This window comes from Phyllobacterium sp. MT110 (assembly GCF_058792715.1).
Window position 1 is genome coordinate 183966 of the sequence record NZ_JBXAFE010000002.1, and the last position, 22079, is coordinate 206044.

Consider the following 22079-nt stretch of genomic DNA (forward strand, 5'->3'; position numbering starts at 1 on the left):
GAAAGCCGAAGAATTTGTCAATCCTTCGGCTTCCATATATTGTGTGTACTGGTTAACAGATTAATATCTGTAGTGGTCCGACTTGAAAGGACCATTCGGTGTGACACCGATATAGGCAGCCTGTTCGTCCGAAAGGGTCGTCAATTTCGCACCAAGCTTATCGAGATGCAGGCGCGCCACCTTTTCATCGAGATGCTTCGGCAGGACGTAGACCTCATTCTTGTACTGCTCGCCGCGGCTGTAGAGCTCGATCTGAGCCAGAACCTGGTTGGTGAACGATGCGGACATGACGAAGCTCGGATGTCCCGTTGCGTTGCCCAGATTGAGCAGACGGCCTTCAGAGAGAAGCAGCATGCGCTTGCCGTCCGGGAACGAGATCATGTCGACCTGCGGCTTGATGTTGTTCCACTTGAGGTTGCGCAGTGCCGAGACCTGGATCTCGTTGTCGAAGTGACCGATGTTACCGACGATCACCATGTCCTTCATCTTGCGCATGTCATCGAGCTTGATGACATCCTTGTTGCCGGTCGTGGTGATGATGATGTCGGCGGTCGGTGCTGCATCTTCAAGCGTGACCACTTCGAAACCGTCCATCGCAGCCTGCAGCGCGCAGATCGGATCAACTTCCGTGACCTTGACGCGTGCACCGGCACCGAGGAGCGACTGGGCCGAACCCTTGCCCACGTCACCGTAACCGCAAACCACGGCAACCTTGCCGGCCATCATGACGTCGGTGGCGCGGCGGATACCATCCACCAGCGATTCCTTGCAGCCATACTTGTTGTCGAACTTCGACTTGGTGACGCTGTCGTTGACGTTGATTGCCGGGAAAGGCAGGAGGCCCTTCTTCTGCAACTGGTACAGACGGTTCACACCGGTTGTCGTTTCTTCCGTGACACCCTTGATCGCATCGCGCTGCTTGGTGAAGAAGCCCGGCGTTTCCTTCATGCGCTTCTTGATCTGGGCAAAGAGGATCTCTTCTTCTTCGCTGCCCGGATTGGACAGAACGTCTTCACCGGCTTCGGCGCGCGCGCCGATCAGGATATACATGGTGGCATCGCCGCCATCATCGAGGATCATGTTGGAAGGCTGGCCATCCGGCCACTGGAAAATCTTGTCGGTATAGGTCCAGTATTCTTCCAGCGTTTCGCCCTTGACAGCGAAAACCGGGGTTCCGGTGGCTGCGATCGCCGCTGCCGCATGATCCTGCGTCGAGAAGATATTGCACGATGCCCAGCGCACGGTTGCGCCCAAGGCCTGCAGCGTTTCGATCAGGACCGCGGTCTGGATCGTCATATGAAGCGAACCGGTGATGCGCGCGCCCTTGAGCGGCTTGGACGTGCCAAACTCTTCGCGGCTGGCCATCAGGCCCGGCATTTCGGTTTCGGCGATTTCAATTTCCTTGCGGCCCCATGCGGCCAGCTCAAGGTCCTTGACTATAAAATCCTGTTTATCGGCCATCTGTTGTCAGCTCCGTCTTTGTTTTTCGGTCCAGCCGCCATTCCGAGACGACCGGAGGTTGCTGTTGACTATCAGATTAGGGCGGGGCGCACAATGGGATATAAAGAAATCCTTATGCGTGCATATCCGAAGGGCGGTTGTTTTATTGCAATGGCAGCGAAACAGGACTGACAGGCAGGGCGATCCCCAGTTTTGCCAGCATCGCCCGGAATGCATCCAGCGTATATTCGGCGCTTTCGGTGGCAATGGCGATGGTGGTGCCGCTGCCCTGCGTCCCCGCGCCGATGGTCTGCACGATCGCCTCGGCCGGATCCAGGAACCGGCAGGACGGACGGCTGGCCTCAAAATAGGAACGGAGCCACGGCAGGTGCGTGCTCGACAAGGTAAGCACGTCGACATCTGGATGGCTGCGAAAAACCGCGCCGAGGAAATCATCGACCTTTTGCCGGGTCGCGGCGACATTGAACAGAAAGTCGCCATTCTCGACGAGGTCGACCATGGGCGAGGCATCGATCAGGGCGACGGCATCGGGATCACCGGTATGCCTGCCGACGAACTGCCGCAACTGCGGGCTTCCCGTCATCGACTGCACGCCCATGATGCCGACCTTGCCGGTTTGCGTCGTCGCAAGGGCTTCCGCCAGCGGCGGCACAACCCCGAAGAGCGGCACGTTCACCATGGATTTCAGGTCATCCATCACGGTTATCGACGGCACGTTCGAAGCGACGATAATGGCCGAGGGGCCATGCGCCATCAAGAACCGCATCGTCCGGTCCATGACGGACAGCAACGCGCTGCGCGGTTTTCTCCCATAGGGAAAGCTGGCGCGATCGGCGAAATAGAGGATATCCTGCCTGGGAAGCCGTCGCCGGAGCAGATCGACAATGGCATAGCTGCCGATCCCCGCATCAAAGACAGCAATCGGGCTGACGAGCGTCACATCAGGCTTCTTCGCCGAACTTATCGGCGATGAGTGCCCCGAGGGCCATCATCACATCGCTGGCCTGCCGGCCTGAAGCGCTGACCTTGATGCAGCAGCCCGGCGAGGCTGCAAGCATCATCAACCCCATGATGGAGGTTCCACCCACGGTCATGCCGTCTTTCTCGACGCGCACATGGGCGTCGTAACCATCGACGAGCTGGACGAATTTGGCGGAAGCGCGCGCATGCAACCCGCGCCGGTTGATGATCTCGAAAGATGCAACCAGCGCATTGTCCGGATCAAACGTGCCGGTCGTTTCTCCTGTCAGGCGCATGCGTGTTCAACCTCTATTTGGCTGTCAGCACCTGACTGGCCACATTGATGTATTTGCGTCCGGCATCCTGCCCCTCGCGCAGCGACGCCGCCATGTCATTGGTGACGCGTACACTCGACAGCTTGATCAGCATGGGCAGATTGACGCCGGCGATAACCTCGATCCGTCCTGATTCCATCACTGAAATGGCCAGATTGGAAGGAGTACCGCCAAACATATCTGTCAAAATGATGACGCCATTGCCGCTATCGGCACGCGCCACCGCATCGACAATGTCGCGCCTGCGTTGCTCCATATCATCATCGGCACCGATTGAGACGGTTTCCAAATATTCCTGCTGACCGACCACATGCTCAACAGCATGATGAAATTCCTCGGCCAGTCTTCCGTGCGTCACAAGCACGAGTCCGATCATTCTGAAACTGCTCCTGTTGCGCCAGCCCATTGGGTTTAGGCTTTTTTCTGCGCATTGAATGCCCCACTTGGCAGGTGTCGCATTTTGGCAGGACGAATCGCGAAGGCAAGCGGAAAAATGACTTGTGCGTGACTGTCAGTCATTTTATCGCAGGTCGTCTGTGCAACTTATTGAGTTACAACAATTATTTTTTCCATACCTGCTGAAACAGCCTGGCTTCGATGGCCCGGCAGGCAGCATCTATCTCCCATTTTGGCAGAATTAGATGCCCGATTGCGACGCCTTGCAGATGCGTTGCTGCATCTTCGCCAAACCGAACCGATTGGTTCGGTTCGACCAGATCAACCAGGAGATGGAGAATGGCACTTTCCTCGAAATCCGCCCGATGCAATCCGGAACCGCGCACTTCCAATCCACCCCGCAAAATGCCGGGAGCCGTGCAGAGCAGACGCCCCGACTTCTCCCCAACGGCGCATTGATCATCGCTGATCAAGGCGGCAAATATACCTCTGTAAGACGCGCGGTCCATCAGCGCCCGTACGACGGAGGATTTTCCCGAACCGGAGGCGCCACGGATGAGGACGCCGTGCTCGCCCACAAGCACGGCACTGCCATGGATCAATTCACCTTCGTCGTCCCGCATCAGATCTCGGCCGGGAGAATCGCGGTGAAGCGGGCACCGAGATAGTTGTCGGGATCATTGGGATCGATAATGTTCTCCGCATTCAACGTGCCGCCATGCGCCTCGATGATCTGGCGGCTGATGGAGAGTCCAAGGCCAGAATTCTGACCGAAAGCTTCGCCTGACGGGCGATCCGTGTAGAAGCGTTCGAAAATGCGGTCGATCTGTTCGACGCGAATGCCCGGACCGTTGTCTTCAACCAGAATACGCACCCGGTCGCCCATATGCTGCAGTGAGACGGTGATAATGCCATGCTCTTCCGGCACGAACGAACGCGCATTCTCGATCAGATTCGAAACGACCTGGCCGAGACGCAGATCATGGCCGACCACGAAGAAGCCCTTCTTGTTGGTCGGCAGCTTGCCGACGACAAATTCGATCTGCGTATCCTTCTTGTTGCGTCGCACTTCGCGCGCAGCGGTCACGAGATTGCCCAGCAGGAACTTGAGATCGACATGTTCGGAATCTTCGCGTGCCAGCTCCGCATCGAGACGTGACGCATCGGAAATATCCGTGATCAAGCGATCCAGCCGGCGCACATCGTGCTGGATCACATCCATCAGGCGCTTGCGCGAATCATCATTCCTGGCCAGCGGCAGCGTCTCCACGGCGCTTCGCAGCGAGGTCAGCGGGTTTTTCAATTCGTGGCTGACATCGGCGGCAAAGCTCTCGATCGATTCGATGCGGGCATAGAGCGCATTGGTCATGTCGCGGATGGAGGTGGAGAGATGGCCGATTTCGTCCTGGCGTTCGGAAAAATCCGGAATTTCCTCACGATTCTTCACGCCGTGACGCACCCGGTCCGCCGCCGCCGCAAGACGGCGCAGCGGATTGGCAATGGTCGATGCCAGAAACAATGAGAGAATGGCCATAACCAGCGCGGCAACGGTAAACACCCGGATAATGGCATAACGTTCGCCCTGCACGATCTTGTCGATATCGCCGCCTTCCGTGGAAAGCAGAAGCACCCCAAGAACAGCGCGGAAGCGCTGGATCGGGACCGCAACTGAAACAATCTGCTCGCCCTTTTCCGTCATGCGCACGAAGGTGGCGGGCTGTCCCGTCAAGGCTTTCACAATTTCAGGAAAGGAAGCGCCATTGCCGCCGGGTTGTTCCTGATAGATCGGCAGATCGCTCCGGCGCAGCAGCCGGGTCATCCGGTTGGTCAACCGCTCGAGAAAACTCGGCTCATCGCCATCGATCGGCGGCAATTCGTACCTCAACACCTGCCCGCGGGAGTAGAGATGGCGTGAATCCAGCAAAAGATTCGAATCGCGGTCATAAATGCGTGCCCGGGTGCGGGTCGGCTGGATCAGCTGGCGCAGGACAGGCGCCACGCGCTCGGGATTGATGGGAAAATCGAGATTATCCAGCACATCGGGCGACGGCGTTATGCTCTGTCCAGCCTGCAATTCCAGCAATTTTTCAGGGTCGACGGTGATGGAATTCGTATCGACCGTCGCTTCCGACGCGATGGCGGCCGCGATGATCTCGCCCTGCGTCATCAGGCTTTCAACGCGGGCGTCGATCAGCCCGTCACGGAACTGATTGAGATACATGATGCCGGACAAAAGCACCGCAAGACCGGCAAGGTTGAGAAAGAGAATGCGGCGGGTCAGGCTGGAAAACAGGTAATTGCCGAAGAGCCGATTGAGCGGCTGCAGCAACCGCCTCAAGGCGAGCGAACGCTTCCGGCGCATGACGGCGCTCTTGCGCGTAACATTGCTGCCCTGGAGTCCGGCTACCATTTCTGCCTCAGAGTATCGTAAATTGGGCTGTCTCATCGCACTCAAAATGCGCTGAGACAATCTTATTGTACCGCGGATCACGCATGGTTGACATTCCTACGCGTGATCGCCCGCCCATTTACACGCAAACAACAGGAACAATCAGAATCAAGTTTCGCGGAAGCGATACCCGACACCATAGAGTGTTTCGATCATATCGAAGTCATCGTCGACAACCTTGAACTTCTTGCGCAGGCGCTTGATGTGACTGTCAATGGTCCGGTCATCCACATAGACCTGTTCGTCATAGGCTGCATCCATCAGCGCATCACGGCTTTTGACGACGCCCGGACGCTGCGCCAGGGAATGCAGGATAAGGAACTCGGTGACCGTCAGGGTCACCGGCTCACCCATCCAGGTGCAGGTATGCCGTTCCTGGTCCATGACAAGCTGACCGCGCTCCAGCGACTTGGCCTGAGGGCTGCCAGGCTTTGCCACACCTTCGCGCGCAGCGACCCGGCGCAGCACCGCCTTGACGCGCTCGACCAGAAGCCGCTGCGAGAACGGCTTTGTAATGAAGTCATCGGCGCCCATCTTGAGGCCGAAGAGCTCATCGATCTCGTCATCCTTGGACGTCAGGAAGATCACCGGCAAATCGGATTTCTGGCGCAGGCGACGCAGGAGCTCCATACCGTCCATCCGCGGCATCTTGATATCGAAAATGGCCAGATTGGGCGGACGTGCCATCAACCCATCGAGTGCAGACGCGCCATCGGTGTAGGTCTCGACGCGGTAACCTTCCGATTCAAGCGCAATCGATACGGACGTCAGAATGTTGCGATCGTCATCAACGAGCGCAATGGTCTGCATTGCGGGTACTTCCCTCATGCCCTGCTTTTCCTTGTTTAAAAGGTTAAATCCGACCGTGCTTGTGCCGGACAAATTGGGTACAAAATGTGGCACAGATCAAAACTCGTGTCACCCTTTGTGATTTCCGCATGACGGCCGCAGGCAATTGCCCGCGTCATCTGCAGTGATTTCTTCCCGGTATATGACGACAAAAGTGCATGCCATTACCGGGTAACAAGCTGCTTGTATAAACCTATTCGGGGATACACGCCTTGGGTGTATTTGGTTTCTGGCCCTTGGCGGTCAATTGCCATGACAACGCTGTTCGTCGTAAACATTCCACCCGCTCGACTTCAGAGGAGGTGCAGCATGGACCGGTTCACCGGTGGTTGCCTGTGCGGCAACGTTCGGTTTGTAGCGTCAGGGCTCCCGTATCGGGTCGGCCTTTGTCACTGTCTCGACTGCCGCAAGCATCATGGAGCCCTTTTTCATGCGTCGGCGATATTCCCCCGGGATGCGGTGACGATCGACGGTGAAACGCGCGACTACGCCGGGCGGTTTTTCTGTCCCCGCTGCGGCTCGTCCATATTTGCGTGCACCGCAGACGAAATCGAAGTGAACCTCGGCTCGCTGGATGCCCCCGACCAACTGAAGCCAACCTATGAACTCTGGACCGTCCGTCGCGAGTCCTGGTTGCCACCATTTCCGCTCGCGAAACGATACGACCGTGATCGCGACACAGCGAGCCGTTTCGAGGAATAGGTCGCACGACCGGCGCGCGGACGAAACCAGTGGTAGCGCTGCCCTGTGGATTTTGCCGATTTAAAACGATTTAAAAGAAATTTAAATTCTTTAAATCGATTAAACATTTGATACTGCTCATTTTTTCTGCTTTTGACCAGATGTAACCGCATTCATGCTGGAAGATGCATGAGGCGGCACATCTGAATTCGACCCCTGAACCTTCTTAAACAACGGCGGACACATGACTAGAGAGACCGGTATCCATAACGCGGCGATCGCGCTCGGCACCTCAGGCTTGAAGGAGCTTTCGGCGGTCTATTATAATTTCGGGGCCGCTGAGCTCTATGAGGAGACATTGCGGCGCGGCGAAGCGCAGCTGACCGCACAGGGAGCGCTGGTCGCAAGAACAGGCCAGCACACCGGCCGCTCGCCGAAGGACAAGTTTGTCGTGCGCGATGCATCGACGGAAAATCACGTCTGGTGGGACAACAATGCCCCGATGACCCCGGAAGCTTTCGCCCTGCTTTATGCGGATTTTGCCGAGCATGCCAAAGGCAAGGAAGTGTTCGTCCAGGACCTCATCGGCGGTGCGGACACTGATTACAGCCTGAACACGCGCGTTATCACCGAATTCGCCTGGCATTCGCTGTTCATCCGCAATCTTCTGATCCGGCCGGATCGTGATGCGCTGGCAAGTTTCGTGCCCAAGATGACAATTATCGACCTGCCGTCGTTCCGCGCCGACCCCAAGCGGCATGGAACACGCACGGAAACGGTCATTGCCGTCGACCTGACGCGGATGATCGTTCTCATCGGCGGTTCGGCCTATGCCGGCGAAATGAAGAAATCGGTTTTCACCGCGCTGAACTATCTCCTGCCTGCAAAGGGCGTCATGCCCATGCACTGCTCGGCCAATGAAGGTCCGGCTGGCGATACAGCCGTCTTTTTCGGCCTTTCCGGCACTGGCAAAACAACACTTTCGGCTGATCCGTCGCGGACATTGATCGGCGATGACGAACACGGCTGGGGCGAGCACGGCGTTTTCAACTTCGAGGGTGGCTGCTATGCCAAGACAATCCGCCTTTCGGCCGAAGCAGAACCGGAAATCTACGCAACGACGCAGCGTTTCGGTACGGTGCTTGAAAATGTCGTGCTTGATGAAAACCGGGTTCCGGATTTCAACGATGGCTCCCTGACTGAAAACACCCGCTGCGCCTATCCCCTGGATTTCATCCCGAATGCATCCAAGACCGGCAAGGCAAGCCATCCGAAGAACATCATCATGCTGACGGCGGATGCTTTCGGCGTCATGCCGCCCATTGCCAAGCTGACACCTGCACAGGCCATGTACCACTTCCTGTCCGGCTACACCGCAAAGGTCGCCGGCACGGAACGCGGTGTTACGGAACCGGAAGCCACCTTCTCGACCTGCTTCGGTGCGCCGTTCATGCCCCGCCACCCCTCCGAATACGGCAATCTGCTGCGCCAGCTCATCGCCGAACACGGCGTTGACTGCTGGCTGGTGAACACCGGATGGACTGGCGGCGCCTATGGCACAGGCAAGCGCATGCCCATCAAGGCAACCCGCGCGCTTCTGACCGCAGCGCTCGACGGTTCGCTCAAAGGTGCCGAGTTCCGCACCGATCCGAACTTCGGTTTTGCCGTGCCTGTGGCCGTTCCAGGCGTGGACGAAGCCATTCTCGATCCGCGCTCGACCTGGGCGGACAAGCAGGCCTATGACTTGCAGGCCAAGAAACTGGTTGACATGTTCGTCGTCAACTTCGGCAAGTTTGAAAGCCACGTCGATAGCGATATCCGCGCTGCCGCGCCGCACACGCCGGTTGCTGCCGAATAATCCAACGCCCGTTGCGCGATCGAGGCCCCGCTGTTTACCAGCGGGGCCTTTTGCTTTTCCATGCCTGGAAAGAACCTTTCCGCCCGGAAAAGATTAGGGTACCAATCCCCTATGGACGAGAACCGCAACCAAATCAAAATCACCAACCGGATCTTCATTCAAGAGGATGATCTTGAGGAGAGTTTTATTCGTTCGGCGGGTCCCGGCGGCCAGAACGTCAACAAGGTCTCAACCGCCGTGCAGCTGCGTTTTTTTGCGGCACGGGCTGGATTGCCCGAGGATGTACTGGCGCGGCTGCTGAAACTGGCCGGGCAGAGAGGCACCAAGGACGGCGATGTGCTTATCGAGGCCAGCCGCTTTCGCACGCAGGAGCGCAACCGGGAAGATGCGCGCGAGCGCATGGTTGCATTGATCGCCAAAGCGGCAGAACCGCCACCGCCGCCACGCAAGAAAACCAGGCCGACAAAAGGATCTGTCGAGCGCCGTCTCAAAGTAAAAGCAGGACGATCCGATGTGAAAAAGATGCGTGGACGAGTCAAAGGAGATTAGGGTCAGGAACAGAACGTGAGCGACTGTCGTTATTCTTTGCTTTTCAAGATCGATGGGGAATGTAACAACGCTATTCGTCGGTTTGAACAATCAACAAGGAGAGCCAGACATGGGACTATTCGATTTTGTTAAATCAGTCGGCAAGAAAGTCGGCATCGGCAATGACGAGCCCCAGGCGGGCGATTTGAAGAAAGAGCTCGATTCGCACAATCTCGGAACGGACAAAGTTGACGTCGTCATCGAAGGTGACAAGGCTATCCTCAAGGGCAGCGTTACCAACCAGGAAATTCTGGAGAAGGCCATCATTGCCGTTGGCAATTCGCTGGGCGTTTCCAAAGTCGACACGGGTGCGTTGACCGTTGACAACACAACCACCGGTTCTGTGGCCAAGGATCCCGTCTTCTACACGGTCAAGAGCGGCGACAATTTGTGGAAGATCGCGGAAGCGGTCTATGGCAAAGGCAAGGGCGTGAAGAACACCGCAATCTTCGAAGCCAACAAACCCATGCTGACCAGCCCGGACAAGATTTATCCCGGCCAGGTTCTGCGTATTCCGTCCATCGACTGATAGCGCCGATTTCTGCAAAGACCCGGCTTGTCCATAAGTCCGGGTCTTTGCCTCCCTCCCGTCAGGTTATGTCATGCTCCAGCTTGCGCCCGGCATTCGCTACTTCCCCGATTATCTCGACCTGACCGAACAGGCCGCCCTTGTGGACGAAATCAGGTCCATCGTTGCCGAGGCACCGCTTTATATTCCCGCCATGCCGAAAACCGGCAAGGAAATGAGCGTTCGGATGACCAATTGCGGCGCGCTCGGCTGGGTAACGGACAAGGAACGGGGTTACCGCTATCAGGCCGTTCACCCTGTTACGCAAAAACCCTGGCCTGCAATACCGTCACGCCTGTTGACCCTCTGGGAAAAGGTCGGAAACTACCCGCTGGCTCCGGAAGCCTGCCTCGTGAATTTTTACGCTGAAACGGCCAAGATGGGATTGCATCAGGACCGCGATGAGCAGAATTTCTCCGCCCCCGTTGTCTCCGTATCACTTGGTGACAGCTGTCTCTTCCGCTTCGGCGGCGTGCAACGCAGCGAGAAGACCCAATCCATCCGCTTGAAAAGCGGCGATGTCATCGTACTGGGAGACGAAGGCCGGCTGGCCTTCCACGGTGTTGACCGGATCTATCCCGGCACGTCGACGCTGCTGAAAACCCCGGGCCGGATCAACCTGACATTGAGGCGGGTCACAGCTTCCTGAGCGCCACTTCCTCGATGAGGTGATTGCCACCCTTGCGCAAGATCAGGTCGGCGCGCGGCCGGGTCGGCAGGATGTTTTCCTTCAGGTTCTTCAGATTGATGCTGGTCCAAAGGTTTTCGGCAATGGCGAGAGCCGAATCATCCGAGATCGTGGAATAGCGATGGAAGAAGGAGCTGGGGTCCTTGAACGCGGTTTCGCGCAACCGCATGAAACGGTTGATGTACCATTTGTGGATCTGGTTTTCGTCCGCGTCGATATAGATCGAGAAATCAAAAAAGTCAGACACGAACGGCACCATCTTGCCGTCTTCCGGCAGGTCGCGGACCTGCAGCACATTGATACCTTCGAAAATCAGGATGTCGGGAGCATCAACGGTCTGGTATTTGCCCTGCAGCACATCATAGGTCAGATGCGAATAGAGCGGCGCATTGACATTGCGCTGACCGGCCTTGATCTGCGACAGGAAGCGCAAAAGCATGCCGACGTCATAGCTCTCTGGAAAACCCTTGCGCTCCATCAGGCCCTTTGAGCGCAAAACCTCGTTCGGGTAGAGAAACCCGTCCGTTGTCACCAGATCGACCTTGGGGCTCGACGGCCAGCGGGCAAGCAGTTCCTTCAGAATGCGCGCTGTTGTCGATTTTCCCACGGCCACCGAGCCTGCAATGCCGATGATGAACGGCGTCTTGAAGGCATCGCCGGTGTTGAGGAACTGCCGCCGCTGATAGAACAGCAGCTGGCTTGCCTCCACATGGGCCGACAAAAGCCGCGACAGCGAGAGGTAAATCCGGTTCACCTCATCAAGATCGATGGGGTCGCCGAGCGACCGCAGGCGCTTGACCTCGTCATAGGTCAGCGTCATCGGCGTGTCGGCACGAAACTCCGCCCAGCGCTCCGCGCTGAAAAACCGGTAGGGTGAAAATTCGCTGGGTGCCAACTGATCCATGACGTCCCCATCCCTTTGCCGTTCAATCGCCTGTGATTTAAACATGGATGCGCTCAACCATGTCCACGGGCGGCTTTTTCTTCAAGTCCGGTCTGTGCCGTACGCCGTTCGAGCTCCGCCAGGACGTCATCAAGCCTGACGCCGGAAAGTCCAAGAACAACAAGAAGATGATAGAGCAAATCGGCGCTTTCCGAAACAACACCTTGCGTGTCGCCGGATACGGCGGCGATAACGGTTTCAACCGCCTCTTCGCCCAGCTTCTGGCTCGCCTTCCCGATGCCCTTGGCATAGAGGCTGGCGGTATAGGATTTGGTATCCGATGACGCCGCGCGTTGCGCGACGATCCGTTCCAGATCCGCAAGAGTGAAGCTTGTCATCACGCAACTCCGGTGAATGGGCGAATGGGGTCAAGCCGCATCGGGATACCGGCCGCGGCCATATGGGCTTTCGCCTCGCCAATCGTGTAGGTGCCAAAATGGAAGATGGATGCGGCGAGCACGGCGGTGGCATGACCTTCGAGAATGCCTTCGACCATGTGATCGAGATTGCCGACACCACCCGACGCGATCACGGGCACGCGCACCGCATCGGCAACAGCCCGGGTCACCGGAATATCATAGCCAATCTTGGATCCGTCGCGATCCATCGATGTCAGAAGGATTTCGCCGGCACCGAGATCGACCACCTTGCGGGCAAACTCAATCGCGTCGATGCCGGTTGCCTGCCGGCCGCCATGGGTGAAAATCTCCCAACGATCGGTCTCACCCGGTTTTGATACTTTCTTGGCATCAATTGCCACGACGATGCACTGGTTGCCGAACTTGTCCGCAGCCTCGGCGATGAATTCAGGGTTCTTCACCGCTGCGGTATTGATCGAGACCTTGTCCGCACCGGCAAGCAGCAGCTTGCGGATGTCGGCAACCGTGCGCACACCGCCGCCGACGGTCAGCGGCATGAAGCACTGTTCGGCCGTGCGCGCGACAACGTCAAAGATGGTTTCGCGGTTGTCGGACGAGGCCGTGATGTCGAGGAAGCAAAGCTCATCGGCACCGGCGGCGTCATAGGCCCTGGCCGCTTCGACGGGATCGCCGGCATCGATGAGATCGACAAAGTTCACGCCTTTGACGACACGTCCGTCCTTCACGTCGAGACAGGGAATAACACGGGCTTTGAGGGTCATGCGGCGCGCTCCCTGGCTTCCCGCAACACCGTCAGGGCCTCGTGCGGATCGATGCGCCCATCATAAAGCGCCCGGCCGGAAATGGCCCCCTCCAGCTTGCGGGCATCCGGCATGGTCATGCGGACGATATCGGCGATGGAAGCAAGACCGCCTGACGCAATCACCGGTATCGACACCGCCTCCGCCAGTTGCAGCGTTGATTCCCAGTTTATTCCAGCCAGGACACCATCGCGGTCAATATCGGTGTAGATGATTGCCGCGACCCCTGCCCCTTCGAATTTTTGGGCAAGTTCAGCAACACCCAGGGTGGAGGCTTCAGCCCAGCCTTCAACTGCCACCTTGCCGCCCTTGGCATCAATACCAACGGCCACCTTTCCGGGGAACCTCTTGCACGCTTCAATCACGAGCGCCGGGTCGCGCACCGCGACCGTCCCGAGAATGACGCGGGAAAGCCCCTTGGCCAGCCAGTTTTCGATGTGGTCCAGGGTGCGGATGCCGCCGCCAAGCTGAACGGGATTTTTCGTTGCCTTGAGAATGGATTCGACTGCCGCACCATTGACGGACTGGCCGGCGAAAGCGCCATTCAGATCGACCACATGCAGCCATTCAAATCCTTGATCTTCAAAGGATTTTGCCTGCGCGGCCGGATCTTCGTTATAAACGGTCGCCTGCTCCATATCACCGAGCTTCAGCCGCACGCACTGGCCATCTTTCAGATCAATCGCGGGAAACAAAATCATGGCTGCCACCTCAGAAAATTGGCGATGAGAGCAAGCCCCAGAGCCTGGCTCTTTTCCGGATGAAACTGCGTGCCAGCCATATTGTCATTGGCAACGGCGGCCGTTACCGGCCCGCCGTAATCGGTCACTGCCAGTACATCATTCTCGATTTCAGCGTCGAGAAAATAGGAATGCACGAAATAGGCATGCAGCCCATCCGGGCCGGTCCTGATTCCATCAAACAGCGGGTGCGGCCTGGTGAGCCGAAGGGTGTTCCAGCCGATCTGCGGAATTTTCAGCGTGGGATCGGACGGCACCATTTCGCGGACATCGCCCTTGATCCAGTCGAAACCGGCAGAGACGGTCTTTTCCAGCCCGCGCGATGACATGAGCTGCATGCCGACGCAAATGCCGAGAAACGGTCGTGCCTTCTCCACCGCAACCTCATGGATCGCTTCAGGCATGCCCGGCACCGCATGCAGCCCGCGACGGCAATCCGCATAGGCGCCAACCCCCGGTAAAACAATGCGATCGGCGGTACGGACCCGTTCAGCGTCGGCGGTCAAATCGATGGTGGCGGCGATGCCGCTTTCCCGCGCCGCCCGTTCAAACGCTTTCGTGGCAGAGCGGAGATTGCCCGACCCGTAATCTATGATAGCAACACGCATGATCAACGCTCTCCCCGGTAACCGACAAGCCCCAGCATGCCACCGGCAACCGGCTTTCCCGGCGCAGGGGCGGGTGAAGGCACAGCCAGATCGATTGCCGGCAGAACCGGCTCAGGGTCTGCCATGAACGCCTCACCATGGAAATAGACCGTCTCGGCATCGGCAGCAGAGCGCGCATCGATGATCGCTGTCTGATCAAAACCGCGCCGTTCAAGGGCCCTTATCCGCCAATTGTTGGCTTCGAATGCCACCAGCAGGGCAAGCAGCGCTGCGACGATTTCCGCAAGGCTGCCGTGCCCCGTATAGGAACCGACAATGGAGATGGCTGCAACAGCCGCAAACACCAGAGCCGCTTCGAACCACAGACGATTGAACAACAGCCAGGGAACCGGCAGGAAAAACGCGATGAGTGCAAAACCATCCCGGATGAAGACGGTCTTGTCATCTTGCCGCTGGTTGCCCTGCAACGGCGGTACCAAAACAATGTAACTGGTCATATCCCAGCCCTTCTTCTCAGCCGTTCAACGAACCCTTGGTTGAAGGGATGACGCCCTTCTGGCGCGGGTCCGTCTCGATGGCCGTGCGCAGGGTGCGCGCGACCGCCTTGAAACAGGTTTCGGCGATATGGTGGTTGTTGGCACCATAGAGATTGGACACGTGCAAGGTGATGCCCGCATTCTGCGCCAGCGCCTGGAAAAATTCGCGCACCAGCTCCGTATCGAATGTGCCGATCTTCGGGGCGGAAAACTGCACCTGCCAGACCAGGAAAGGACGGCCGGAGACGTCCAATGCTGCGCGCGTCAGTGTTTCGTCCATGGCAAGGTCGAGCGAAGCATAGCGGTTGATACCGCGCCGGTCGCCAAGCGCCCTGGCAATCGCCTGGCCGATGGCAATGCCGGTATCTTCGACCGTGTGGTGATCATCGATATGCAGATCACCCTTGGCCTTGATATCCATATCGATCAGCGAATGGCGGGACAGCTGTTCCAGCATATGGTCGAAAAAACCCACTCCGGTGGAAATGTCAAACGAGCCCGTTCCATCCAGATCGACCGAAACGGCAATGCTGGTTTCCTTGGTGGTCCGCTCTACTTTCGCAGTCCGCATGCTGGCACTGGTCATCCCTGTTTCCCGTCGTCTGGGTTTCGCAAAAACGGCATTAATGCTGGCCTTCTAGATCAGGATTGACGAATCTCCAAATGCTTTGATGGCGCAGGTTCAACTCCAGATTTGCAATTCCAGAGCGGCATCATACATAAGTTGCACAGAAGGGGTTCGATCTGCTGCCATTTGGGGCATAGTCGGACCTGCTTGAAGGAGAATCGAATGCAAGAACACAACCCCTCCACCATGTATGGCACCACGATCGTCACGGTCCGCAAGGGCGGCAAAGTGGTCATCGCAGGCGACGGCCAGGTCAGCCTTGGCAACACGGTCATGAAAGGCAATGCGCGCAAAGTGCGCCGTATCGGCAAAGGCAATGTCATTGCCGGATTTGCCGGTGCGACCGCCGATGCCTTCACCCTGCTCGAACGGCTTGAAAGCAAGCTGGAGCAGTATCCCGACCAGTTGATGCGCGCCTGCGTCGAGCTTGCCAAGGACTGGCGCACCGATCGTTATCTGCGCCGCCTCGAAGCGATGATGCTGGTGGCCGACAAATCCATCACGCTTGCGCTGACCGGCAATGGCGACGTGCTTGAACCGGAACACGGTATCATGGCCATCGGCTCGGGCGGCAACTATGCCCTGGCAGCCGCGCGTGCGCTTGTCGACACCGACAAGACCGCCGAAGAGATTGCCCGCAAGGCCATGGAGATAGCCGCCGATATCTGCATCTTCACCAATACGAGTGTAACGCTCGAGACGATCGATGCCGAGTGAGCCATCCTACCGCTTCAGGCCGTTGGAGCCGGCTGATCTGGATCTGATTTCAGGTTGGCTGGCTGAGCCGCACGTGGCGCAATGGTGGGGCGATGATCCCAAGGAAGAGTTCAACGCCATTGCGGCGCATATGGACAGCATATCCGTCGAGCCGTTCATCATCATGCTGGATGAACGGCCCATCGGCTACCTGCAAACCTATGATCCGCATTTGGAAGATGATCATCCCTATCAGGATCAACCAACAGGCACGCTGGGCCTTGATCAGTTCATCGGCGAACCGGATCTGCTCAATGCAGGACATGGGTCGCGCCTGATCAACGAGTTTGTTTCCCTGCTCTTCGAAGAAGGTGTGCCGCGCGTGATCCTAGATCCGGACCCGGCCAATGCGCGCGCGATCAAAGCCTATACCAAGGCGGGTTTTATCCCTTTCGATACCCGCACATCCATTTACGGCCCTGCCCTGATGATGGCACGGGACAATCCAGATGAAATGAGACCATGATGACAACCTTTTCTCCCCGCGAAATCGTCTCTGAACTCGACCGGTTCATTATCGGCCAGAAGGACGCAAAACGTGCTGTCGCCATTGCCCTGCGCAACCGCTGGCGCCGCCAGCAGCTCGAAGGCCAGATGCGCGAAGAAGTCATGCCCAAGAACATTCTGATGATCGGACCCACCGGCGTCGGCAAGACGGAAATCTCCCGTCGCCTGGCCCGTCTGGCCGGCGCGCCGTTCATCAAGGTGGAAGCCACCAAATTCACCGAGGTCGGTTATGTCGGCCGCGATGTTGAACAGATCATCCGCGATCTGGTTGAGGTTGCCATTGGCCTCGTTCGCGAAAAGAAGCGCGAAGATGTCAAGGCGAAAGCCCACCTCAATGCGGAAGAACGCGTTCTCGATGCCCTCGTCGGCAAGACGGCCAGCCCGGCAACCCGGGATTCGTTCCGCAAGAAACTGCGCGATGGTCTGATCGATGACAAGGAAATCGAAGTCGAAGTGGCTGACACCGGTTCGGGCATGCCCAATTTCGAACTGCCGGGCATGCCAGGCGCCAATATCGGCGTGCTCAATTTGAGCGACATGCTGGGCAAGGCCATGGGCGGACGCACCAAGACCGTCAAAACAACGGTCAAGGAGTCCTACGGCGTTCTGATCAATGACGAGTCCGACAAATTGCTCGATCAGGACCAGATTACGCAGGAAGCACTGCGTTCGGCGGAAAATGACGGCATCGTCTTCCTCGACGAGATCGACAAGATCGCCGCCCGTGACGGCGGCATGGGTGCCGGCGTGTCGCGCGAAGGCGTGCAGCGCGATCTGCTGCCGCTCGTCGAAGGCACAACCGTTGCAACAAAATACGGTCCGATCAAAACCGACCATATCCTGTTCATCGCATCCGGTGCCTTCCACGTGTCCAAGCCATCGGACCTTCTGCCGGAATTGCAGGGCCGCCTGCCGATCCGCGTGGAACTGAGCGCCCTGACGCGCGATGACATGCGCCGGATCCTCACCGAGCCGGAAGCCAGTCTGCTCAAGCAGTACATTGCCCTTCTGGCAACGGAAGAGGTGAAGCTTGAAATCACCGACGATGCGATCGATGCACTGGCCGATATCGCCGTTGATCTCAATTCGACGGTCGAGAATATCGGCGCACGCCGCCTGCAGACGGTCATGGAGCGCGTGCTGGACGACATCTCGTTCAACGCCCCTGATAAGGCTGGCGCCGAATATACCATCGACGCCAAGTATGTGCGTGAAACGGTCGGTGATCTCGCCAAGAACAGCGACCTGTCGCGGTTCATCCTCTAACCGTGTGACAGATAAGCATCGCTCCGGGCTTATTTACCGATGCCCCCTCGACTTCCGAGGGGGCATTTTTTATTTTCGCGCACCTCCGGCTGGAACCTGTTAAGGGAGGTTGTGCTTAAGCATCTCCCCGGACGGGCCACCGTTCATCTGACTTGATCGAAATTCTGGGCTGACAATGAAACGACATCTGATCCTTTTCGCGACCACCTGCCTTCTTTCACTGTCCGCCGCCCTTCACCCAGCCTCGGCCGTGATCGTTGTGCCGGAAGGCAATCGCAATGCGACCCAGCCCAATATTCCCGTCGCTTCGATCAAGCGGACGGGCGAGCTGAATACAACGCATGAAGCGAAATACCAGAAAATCTACAACCTGCTGAAATCGGACCCGAAGCTGCGTTCGAAGATATCGAGCGTTGCCAGAACCTATGGCATCGATCCGGTTCATATCGTTGGCGCCCTTGTCGGCGAACACACCTATAATGTCGATGCTTACGACCGTCTCCAGACCTACTATGTCAAGGCTATTTCCTATGTAAAGCAAGGGCTTAGCTTTGATTATCAGGGTGAAAGCATTGGCGACTTCATCAAGCGCCCGCAATTTTCCTCCTGCGCACAGTACAGGGACAGCCTGCGTCTGTGGACCTGCCGCGAAGGTGTGTGGGAATCGGACTTCCGCGGCAAGACGGCCGGCGGCAAACGCTTTCCCGATAACCGGTTCGCTGCGGTGTTCTTCCAGCCCTTCTATGCCGGCCAGACCTTTGGCCTTGGCCAGCTTAGCCCGTTGACGGCACTGCAGATGACGGACATGGTCAATCGCTATTCGGGTTTGCCGAAACTGGATGCGGACCATGCCACGGATGTCTACAAGACAATCATGGACCCGGACTTCACCCTTCCCTACATGGCGGCAACCATCAGGGAATCCATCGATGTCTACCGGCGGGTAGCGGATTTCGATATTTCAAAAAATCCGGGAATCACCGCGACGCTCTACAATACGGGCGGCGCCGATGCACGCGCGCGGGCTCTGGCCAAGACCAATGCAGGCCGTGCCGCGGCCGGACAGCCGCCGCAACTTCCGGAAGAAAACTACTATGGCTGGCTCGTCAACAACAAGCTCGATCAGTTGAAAGCCCTGTTTTAAGGCTCAACGCCGCCGCTTGCTGGCGGATCGCTTTATCTCGCCAATCAGGGATTGAACGACCTCCGCCTTGAGGTCGCGGATATGCGCCGCAACCAGGTTGGCCAATTCCGTCGATGCAGGCGGCAGGCCGGCGGTGTCAATCGTGATGCGCGGATGCGAGATCATGGCCAGCCGCTGCAATTCCTCGGCCTCGTCCCAGATGATGTTGAAATACTGGATGATGCGCTGCAGCTTGTCCCATGTCGGCTGTCCGCGCCTTCCGTGCTCCAGCGCCGAGAGATAGGCGGCCGAAACCCCGATGGCCTTCGCCATTTCTTTCTGGGAGATGCCGCGCTCGTCCCTAAGCTGGCGCAGCTTTTCACCGAACGGCGTCATGACACCTCCGGCAGCCGGCGCATGCGGACATAGATGGCACCCGTCCCGCCATGATTGCGGGCCGCATCTTCATAGCCATTGACCAGCACGCGGAACGGCGGCGTGGTAAACCAGAGCGGAACCGCCTGACGCAGAACCCCATCGCTTCCCATGGACGTTCCCTTGCCGGTGATGACAAGCACGTGGCGCAGCTCGCGCTGGTGTGCGCGGCGGAGAAAGCCGAGAAGCAGGCCGTAGGCCTCGCTTTGCGTCAGTCCGTGCAAATCGATCCGGCCTTCAATGACCACACGTCCGCGCGATATCTTCTTGTGGGTCGGACGGTCGATCGGATGCAGCCGATGCGCAGGTATCGCCGGTTTAGCCGGAGCCGGCACTGGCATTGTCTTCGACTTGATCTTTTCGGGTGCCGATGGCGTGACTGCCGGCTGATCCTGCACCGCGTCGAGCAGAAATTCCATCTTGTCCTTCCCCTTCAGGGGCCGGGTGGATTTTGCGACTTTCTCCCAGAGAATCCGGTCTTCAATGTTGGTGAACTCGTCCCTGGACCGCTTCATGCCCGATCCGCCAACAATGACCGGGGTACAAGCGCATAAAAAACGGCGTCGTGACGAATGCCTCCCGCGATGTCACCTGCCGCGTCGCCGGAGCCGGCAAAAAGGTCGCCGCGTGCCGGTCCTACGATGGCGGACCCGGTATCCTGCGCAATCATCAGCCGCGCAAACCCCTTTCCCCCGAACGCTTGCAAGGCAGGTGCCGAGATATAGAAGGGCGTACCGAAGGTATGCAGCAGCCGGTCGACAGCAAGGGAACGTCCGCCTGTCAGCGGCACCTTGGCTGCCGCAATCGGCCCCAGCGCGGCATCGTCGACCGCAGCTTCGCGAAAGAAAATATAGGATTGGTTGTTCCACAACAGGCTTTGAACCTGGTCAGGATTGTCAGCAAGCCATGCGCGGATAGCCCGCATCGACATTTTATCCAGCGGGATTTCACCGCGATCCAAGAGGATTTTTCCGACGCCGGTAAATCGGTGACCGGTCTTCGCCGCGTAGGTGATGCGGCGCAGGCGACCGTCAGTCATCTTCAACCTGGCGGCGCCCTGAACGTGAATGAAGAAGGCATCGACCGGACTTTCGACAAAGGCTATTTCCAGATTTTGCCCGTCGAGTGCACCGCTCTCAATGGCAGCGCGGTCAAAATACTCGGCAATCCTTGTCGGAGTTTGCCGGGCGAAAGCGAAATAGGGATCAAAACCCGTAGGCCGATTGCTGTCGTCCACATCCACCAGATCATTCGGGCGGCTGAGAAAAGGAACCGTGTAGCGTTCCGTTCGAACCGGAGAAGCAACCACCTCAGGTTCATAGAAACCCGTGACAAAACCATGTCCCGTCTCGGGGTTTTCTAGGCGTGCCGGACGGAACCATTTTTCAAAAAAACGCCGTGCCTCTTCGTCACTTTCGACCAATGTTTCACGTGAATCAGCGAAAATGGGTGCTAAAGCCGCAAAGGAGATGCCCAGCGATCCGCTTTTATAGGGCTTTTCCAGAACCCTGCTGGCAGAACGCACAAAGGCTTGAAACGCTTCAAGCTGGTTGTCATTCTCCCAACCGGGGCAATCGGTGAATGCCACCGGTTTGAAGAGAGGGGAAAGCATGGTCTGGCGCTCGCGACAGGAGAATCAATCTTCGGCTTCGGTCGCGACGAGTTTCCAGTTCGGATCCTTCGAACGGGTATCCCGCGCATAGGTCCAGACATCCTTGACTTCAGCCACCGCTTCCTTGTCGCCGTCGATCACGTTGCCGTCCTTGTCCAGGGTTGCCGAAATCAGCTCGCTGACGACGCGCACTGTCACGTGCGCTTCCGTGCCCTTCATTTCAGCGCCGGTAATGTCGGCCTTGTTGATGCCGACGAACGAGGATTGCACCTTTTCGCCGCGCGATTCACGATCGGCGATGGCTGAAACGAAACCATCAAATACTTCGCGGGACAGGAGCGATTTGAGCGTCTTGCGATCACCATCGGCAAAGGACATGACGATCATCTCATAGGCCATCTTTGAGCCTTCAAGAAACTTCGCAGGATCGAATGCCGGATCGGCGTTCTGGATGGTGCGAAGGCCTTCGTTCAGCGGCGTACCGGGTTTCGCCAGCGCATCCACCTTCTCAAACTGGTTTTCCTTCGGCTCGCCGCGCCGCGGCAGCGACACGACATTATCGCCGGGTTTGGCCTTGTCTTCGACCTCGGCTGTGCGCGATGATGCGTACGGATTGAATGGCGGACGCTCGTTGCCGGTGCGGCGACCAAGGACCTTGCGCAGCTGCAAAAAGATCACCACTGCTGCCACGAAGAAGAAAATCGTTCCGAAGTCCAGATATTCCATGTCGCCTGCCATTCATCCCTAAATTCAGTCGGCCGTTCATTGTACGGCCATTGCGCTTTTGTCGAATTACCAAAACATATAGATTGCTGAAGGCAATCATACAAATGCTCATGTTCATACCTATATAGGCATGAAATTGACGCCGGGTATGGATTATAACCGGATATGTCCTTCGAAAGGTAAATT

The 22079-nt window shown here is 57.6% G+C and carries 27 protein-coding genes; 9 read left to right on the forward strand and 18 right to left on the reverse strand.

Features of this window, described 5'->3' with window-relative positions; genetic code table 11:
• Nucleotides 1–60: 60 nt before the first annotated feature.
• The 7 genes from ahcY to AC1Q5O_RS12440 all read right to left on the reverse strand — a co-directional run bounded on the left by ahcY (nucleotide 61) and on the right by AC1Q5O_RS12440 (nucleotide 6429).
• A complete protein-coding gene (ahcY, locus tag AC1Q5O_RS12410) occupies nucleotides 61–1461 on the reverse strand; it encodes an adenosylhomocysteinase (RefSeq protein ID WP_223613974.1) in 1401 nt (466 codons plus the stop codon).
• A 142-nt stretch (nucleotides 1462–1603) separates the two neighbouring features.
• Nucleotides 1604–2401, reverse strand: coding sequence for a glutamate racemase (locus AC1Q5O_RS12415; RefSeq protein ID WP_492563372.1), 798 nt, complete (start codon nucleotides 2399–2401; stop codon nucleotides 1604–1606).
• A 1-nt stretch (nucleotide 2402) separates the two neighbouring features.
• Nucleotides 2403–2717 (reverse strand): HPr family phosphocarrier protein, encoded by a 315-nt coding sequence (locus tag AC1Q5O_RS12420; RefSeq protein WP_105734117.1) that lies wholly within the window; start codon nucleotides 2715–2717, stop codon nucleotides 2403–2405.
• A gap of 13 nt (nucleotides 2718–2730) precedes the next feature.
• Entirely contained in the window at nucleotides 2731–3132 is a 402-nt protein-coding gene (locus AC1Q5O_RS12425; protein ID WP_091879322.1) for a PTS sugar transporter subunit IIA, read from the reverse strand.
• A 184-nt stretch (nucleotides 3133–3316) separates the two neighbouring features.
• The gene (locus AC1Q5O_RS12430; protein ID WP_492563375.1) at nucleotides 3317–3775 is read right to left on the reverse strand and encodes an HPr kinase/phosphorylase; all 459 of its coding nucleotides are present in this window, start codon (nucleotides 3773–3775) and stop codon (nucleotides 3317–3319) included.
• Nucleotides 3775–5562, reverse strand: coding sequence for a stimulus-sensing domain-containing protein (locus AC1Q5O_RS12435; RefSeq protein WP_463013036.1), 1788 nt, complete (start codon nucleotides 5560–5562; stop codon nucleotides 3775–3777). The genes AC1Q5O_RS12430 and AC1Q5O_RS12435 overlap by 1 nt, the downstream gene beginning before the upstream one ends.
• 147 nt (nucleotides 5563–5709) lie before the next feature.
• On the reverse strand, nucleotides 5710–6429 hold the full coding sequence (locus AC1Q5O_RS12440) for a response regulator transcription factor (RefSeq protein ID WP_288191879.1): 720 nt from the start codon (nucleotides 6427–6429) through the stop codon (nucleotides 5710–5712).
• Between the two features lie 330 nt (nucleotides 6430–6759).
• On the opposite strand from AC1Q5O_RS12440, the gene AC1Q5O_RS12445 reads away from it, so the two are divergent.
• The 5 genes from AC1Q5O_RS12445 to AC1Q5O_RS12465 all read left to right on the forward strand — a co-directional run bounded on the left by AC1Q5O_RS12445 (nucleotide 6760) and on the right by AC1Q5O_RS12465 (nucleotide 10794).
• Nucleotides 6760–7152: a GFA family protein gene (locus tag AC1Q5O_RS12445; protein ID WP_223613969.1), complete on the forward strand. Its 393-nt coding sequence runs from the start codon at nucleotides 6760–6762 to the stop codon at nucleotides 7150–7152.
• Nucleotides 7153–7375: 223 nt separating this feature from the next.
• On the forward strand, nucleotides 7376–8989 hold the full coding sequence (locus AC1Q5O_RS12450) for a phosphoenolpyruvate carboxykinase (protein ID WP_288191881.1): 1614 nt from the start codon (nucleotides 7376–7378) through the stop codon (nucleotides 8987–8989).
• 111 nt (nucleotides 8990–9100) lie between these two features.
• On the forward strand, nucleotides 9101–9538 hold the full coding sequence (gene arfB / locus AC1Q5O_RS12455) for an alternative ribosome rescue aminoacyl-tRNA hydrolase ArfB (RefSeq protein ID WP_492563377.1): 438 nt from the start codon (nucleotides 9101–9103) through the stop codon (nucleotides 9536–9538).
• A 109-nt stretch (nucleotides 9539–9647) separates the two neighbouring features.
• On the forward strand, nucleotides 9648–10106 hold the full coding sequence (gene lysM / locus AC1Q5O_RS12460; protein ID WP_472462146.1) for a peptidoglycan-binding protein LysM: 459 nt from the start codon (nucleotides 9648–9650) through the stop codon (nucleotides 10104–10106).
• Nucleotides 10107–10179: 73 nt separating this feature from the next.
• Entirely contained in the window at nucleotides 10180–10794 is a 615-nt protein-coding gene (locus AC1Q5O_RS12465) for an alpha-ketoglutarate-dependent dioxygenase AlkB family protein (protein WP_492563380.1), read from the forward strand.
• Here the strand turns inward: AC1Q5O_RS12465 and coaA are convergent.
• From coaA to hisB, 7 genes are read right to left on the reverse strand one after another with little or no spacing between them, the layout of a single operon-like run.
• Complete coding sequence (coaA, locus tag AC1Q5O_RS12470; RefSeq protein WP_105734125.1) at nucleotides 10781–11737, reverse strand: type I pantothenate kinase; 957 nt, start codon at nucleotides 11735–11737, stop codon at nucleotides 10781–10783. The two genes, AC1Q5O_RS12465 and coaA, sit on opposite strands and share 14 nt — an antisense overlap.
• Nucleotides 11738–11790: 53 nt before the next feature.
• Nucleotides 11791–12114 (reverse strand): phosphoribosyl-ATP diphosphatase, encoded by a 324-nt coding sequence (locus AC1Q5O_RS12475; protein ID WP_223613964.1) that lies wholly within the window; start codon nucleotides 12112–12114, stop codon nucleotides 11791–11793.
• The gene (gene hisF / locus AC1Q5O_RS12480; RefSeq protein ID WP_346305555.1) at nucleotides 12114–12917 is read right to left on the reverse strand and encodes an imidazole glycerol phosphate synthase subunit HisF; all 804 of its coding nucleotides are present in this window, start codon (nucleotides 12915–12917) and stop codon (nucleotides 12114–12116) included. The genes AC1Q5O_RS12475 and hisF overlap by 1 nt, the downstream gene beginning before the upstream one ends.
• The gene (gene hisA, locus AC1Q5O_RS12485; RefSeq protein ID WP_492563382.1) at nucleotides 12914–13657 is read right to left on the reverse strand and encodes a 1-(5-phosphoribosyl)-5-[(5-phosphoribosylamino)methylideneamino]imidazole-4-carboxamide isomerase; all 744 of its coding nucleotides are present in this window, start codon (nucleotides 13655–13657) and stop codon (nucleotides 12914–12916) included. Before hisA ends, hisF begins: the two co-directional genes overlap by 4 nt.
• Complete coding sequence (hisH, locus tag AC1Q5O_RS12490) at nucleotides 13654–14304, reverse strand: imidazole glycerol phosphate synthase subunit HisH (protein WP_223613961.1); 651 nt, start codon at nucleotides 14302–14304, stop codon at nucleotides 13654–13656. The genes hisA and hisH overlap by 4 nt, the downstream gene beginning before the upstream one ends.
• A 2-nt stretch (nucleotides 14305–14306) precedes the next feature.
• Complete coding sequence (locus AC1Q5O_RS12495) at nucleotides 14307–14801, reverse strand: DUF2628 domain-containing protein (RefSeq protein ID WP_492563384.1); 495 nt, start codon at nucleotides 14799–14801, stop codon at nucleotides 14307–14309.
• 16 nt (nucleotides 14802–14817) lie between these two features.
• On the reverse strand, nucleotides 14818–15426 hold the full coding sequence (hisB, locus tag AC1Q5O_RS12500) for an imidazoleglycerol-phosphate dehydratase HisB (protein ID WP_492563386.1): 609 nt from the start codon (nucleotides 15424–15426) through the stop codon (nucleotides 14818–14820).
• A gap of 204 nt (nucleotides 15427–15630) precedes the next feature.
• Between hisB and hslV the strand changes: the two genes are divergently transcribed.
• The 4 genes from hslV (at nucleotide 15631) to AC1Q5O_RS12520 (ending at nucleotide 19141) form a co-directional block, all read left to right on the forward strand.
• The gene (hslV, locus tag AC1Q5O_RS12505; protein ID WP_105734132.1) at nucleotides 15631–16185 is read left to right on the forward strand and encodes an ATP-dependent protease subunit HslV; all 555 of its coding nucleotides are present in this window, start codon (nucleotides 15631–15633) and stop codon (nucleotides 16183–16185) included.
• On the forward strand, nucleotides 16175–16690 hold the full coding sequence (locus AC1Q5O_RS12510; RefSeq protein ID WP_492563388.1) for a GNAT family N-acetyltransferase: 516 nt from the start codon (nucleotides 16175–16177) through the stop codon (nucleotides 16688–16690). The genes hslV and AC1Q5O_RS12510 overlap by 11 nt, the downstream gene beginning before the upstream one ends.
• Entirely contained in the window at nucleotides 16690–17997 is a 1308-nt protein-coding gene (gene hslU, locus AC1Q5O_RS12515; protein ID WP_464663146.1) for an ATP-dependent protease ATPase subunit HslU, read from the forward strand. Before AC1Q5O_RS12510 ends, hslU begins: the two co-directional genes overlap by 1 nt.
• 175 nt (nucleotides 17998–18172) lie before the next feature.
• On the forward strand, nucleotides 18173–19141 hold the full coding sequence (locus AC1Q5O_RS12520) for a DUF1402 family protein (protein ID WP_492563390.1): 969 nt from the start codon (nucleotides 18173–18175) through the stop codon (nucleotides 19139–19141).
• A gap of 3 nt (nucleotides 19142–19144) precedes the next feature.
• Here the strand turns inward: AC1Q5O_RS12520 and AC1Q5O_RS12525 are convergent, their stop codons facing one another.
• From AC1Q5O_RS12525 to AC1Q5O_RS12540, 4 genes are read right to left on the reverse strand one after another with little or no spacing between them, the layout of a single operon-like run.
• A complete protein-coding gene (locus AC1Q5O_RS12525; RefSeq protein WP_492563391.1) occupies nucleotides 19145–19516 on the reverse strand; it encodes a helix-turn-helix domain-containing protein in 372 nt (123 codons plus the stop codon).
• On the reverse strand, nucleotides 19513–20070 hold the full coding sequence (locus AC1Q5O_RS12530) for a Smr/MutS family protein (RefSeq protein ID WP_492563392.1): 558 nt from the start codon (nucleotides 20068–20070) through the stop codon (nucleotides 19513–19515). The genes AC1Q5O_RS12525 and AC1Q5O_RS12530 overlap by 4 nt, the downstream gene beginning before the upstream one ends.
• Nucleotides 20067–21167 (reverse strand): murein transglycosylase A, encoded by a 1101-nt coding sequence (mltA, locus tag AC1Q5O_RS12535; RefSeq protein WP_492563393.1) that lies wholly within the window; start codon nucleotides 21165–21167, stop codon nucleotides 20067–20069. The genes AC1Q5O_RS12530 and mltA overlap by 4 nt, the downstream gene beginning before the upstream one ends.
• Before the next feature lie 24 nt (nucleotides 21168–21191).
• Nucleotides 21192–21893 carry a Tim44/TimA family putative adaptor protein gene (locus AC1Q5O_RS12540; RefSeq protein ID WP_288191894.1) on the reverse strand — a complete coding sequence of 234 codons (702 nt, stop codon included), beginning with the start codon at nucleotides 21891–21893 and terminating at the stop codon, nucleotides 21192–21194.
• Nucleotides 21894–22079: the final 186 nt, after the last annotated feature.

What these genes read in the sequence shown, in the direction of transcription:
- ahcY (WP_223613974.1), bottom strand. Translation starts at nt 1,461, where the DNA reads ATGGCCGATAAACAGGATTTTATAGTCAAGGACCTTGAGCTGGCCGCA.
- AC1Q5O_RS12420 (WP_105734117.1), bottom strand. Translation starts at nt 2,717, where the DNA reads ATGCGCCTGACAGGAGAAACGACCGGCACGTTTGATCCGGACAATGCG.
- AC1Q5O_RS12425 (WP_091879322.1), bottom strand. Translation starts at nt 3,132, where the DNA reads ATGATCGGACTCGTGCTTGTGACGCACGGAAGACTGGCCGAGGAATTT.
- AC1Q5O_RS12430 (WP_492563375.1), bottom strand. Translation starts at nt 3,775, where the DNA reads ATGCGGGACGACGAAGGTGAATTGATCCATGGCAGTGCCGTGCTTGTG.
- AC1Q5O_RS12435 (WP_463013036.1), bottom strand. Translation starts at nt 5,562, where the DNA reads ATGGTAGCCGGACTCCAGGGCAGCAATGTTACGCGCAAGAGCGCCGTC.
- AC1Q5O_RS12440 (WP_288191879.1), bottom strand. Translation starts at nt 6,429, where the DNA reads ATGAGGGAAGTACCCGCAATGCAGACCATTGCGCTCGTTGATGACGAT.
- AC1Q5O_RS12445 (WP_223613969.1), top strand. Translation starts at nt 6,760, where the DNA reads ATGGACCGGTTCACCGGTGGTTGCCTGTGCGGCAACGTTCGGTTTGTA.
- AC1Q5O_RS12450 (WP_288191881.1), top strand. Translation starts at nt 7,376, where the DNA reads ATGACTAGAGAGACCGGTATCCATAACGCGGCGATCGCGCTCGGCACC.
- arfB (WP_492563377.1), top strand. Translation starts at nt 9,101, where the DNA reads ATGGACGAGAACCGCAACCAAATCAAAATCACCAACCGGATCTTCATT.
- lysM (WP_472462146.1), top strand. Translation starts at nt 9,648, where the DNA reads ATGGGACTATTCGATTTTGTTAAATCAGTCGGCAAGAAAGTCGGCATC.
- AC1Q5O_RS12465 (WP_492563380.1), top strand. Translation starts at nt 10,180, where the DNA reads ATGCTCCAGCTTGCGCCCGGCATTCGCTACTTCCCCGATTATCTCGAC.
- coaA (WP_105734125.1), bottom strand. Translation starts at nt 11,737, where the DNA reads ATGGATCAGTTGGCACCCAGCGAATTTTCACCCTACCGGTTTTTCAGC.
- AC1Q5O_RS12475 (WP_223613964.1), bottom strand. Translation starts at nt 12,114, where the DNA reads ATGACAAGCTTCACTCTTGCGGATCTGGAACGGATCGTCGCGCAACGC.
- hisF (WP_346305555.1), bottom strand. Translation starts at nt 12,917, where the DNA reads ATGACCCTCAAAGCCCGTGTTATTCCCTGTCTCGACGTGAAGGACGGA.
- hisA (WP_492563382.1), bottom strand. Translation starts at nt 13,657, where the DNA reads ATGATTTTGTTTCCCGCGATTGATCTGAAAGATGGCCAGTGCGTGCGG.
- hisH (WP_223613961.1), bottom strand. Translation starts at nt 14,304, where the DNA reads ATGCGTGTTGCTATCATAGATTACGGGTCGGGCAATCTCCGCTCTGCC.
- AC1Q5O_RS12495 (WP_492563384.1), bottom strand. Translation starts at nt 14,801, where the DNA reads ATGACCAGTTACATTGTTTTGGTACCGCCGTTGCAGGGCAACCAGCGG.
- hisB (WP_492563386.1), bottom strand. Translation starts at nt 15,426, where the DNA reads ATGACCAGTGCCAGCATGCGGACTGCGAAAGTAGAGCGGACCACCAAG.
- hslV (WP_105734132.1), top strand. Translation starts at nt 15,631, where the DNA reads ATGCAAGAACACAACCCCTCCACCATGTATGGCACCACGATCGTCACG.
- AC1Q5O_RS12510 (WP_492563388.1), top strand. Translation starts at nt 16,175, where the DNA reads ATGCCGAGTGAGCCATCCTACCGCTTCAGGCCGTTGGAGCCGGCTGAT.
- hslU (WP_464663146.1), top strand. Translation starts at nt 16,690, where the DNA reads ATGACAACCTTTTCTCCCCGCGAAATCGTCTCTGAACTCGACCGGTTC.
- AC1Q5O_RS12520 (WP_492563390.1), top strand. Translation starts at nt 18,173, where the DNA reads ATGAAACGACATCTGATCCTTTTCGCGACCACCTGCCTTCTTTCACTG.
- AC1Q5O_RS12525 (WP_492563391.1), bottom strand. Translation starts at nt 19,516, where the DNA reads ATGACGCCGTTCGGTGAAAAGCTGCGCCAGCTTAGGGACGAGCGCGGC.
- AC1Q5O_RS12530 (WP_492563392.1), bottom strand. Translation starts at nt 20,070, where the DNA reads ATGAAGCGGTCCAGGGACGAGTTCACCAACATTGAAGACCGGATTCTC.
- mltA (WP_492563393.1), bottom strand. Translation starts at nt 21,167, where the DNA reads ATGCTTTCCCCTCTCTTCAAACCGGTGGCATTCACCGATTGCCCCGGT.
- AC1Q5O_RS12540 (WP_288191894.1), bottom strand. Translation starts at nt 21,893, where the DNA reads ATGGAATATCTGGACTTCGGAACGATTTTCTTCTTCGTGGCAGCAGTG.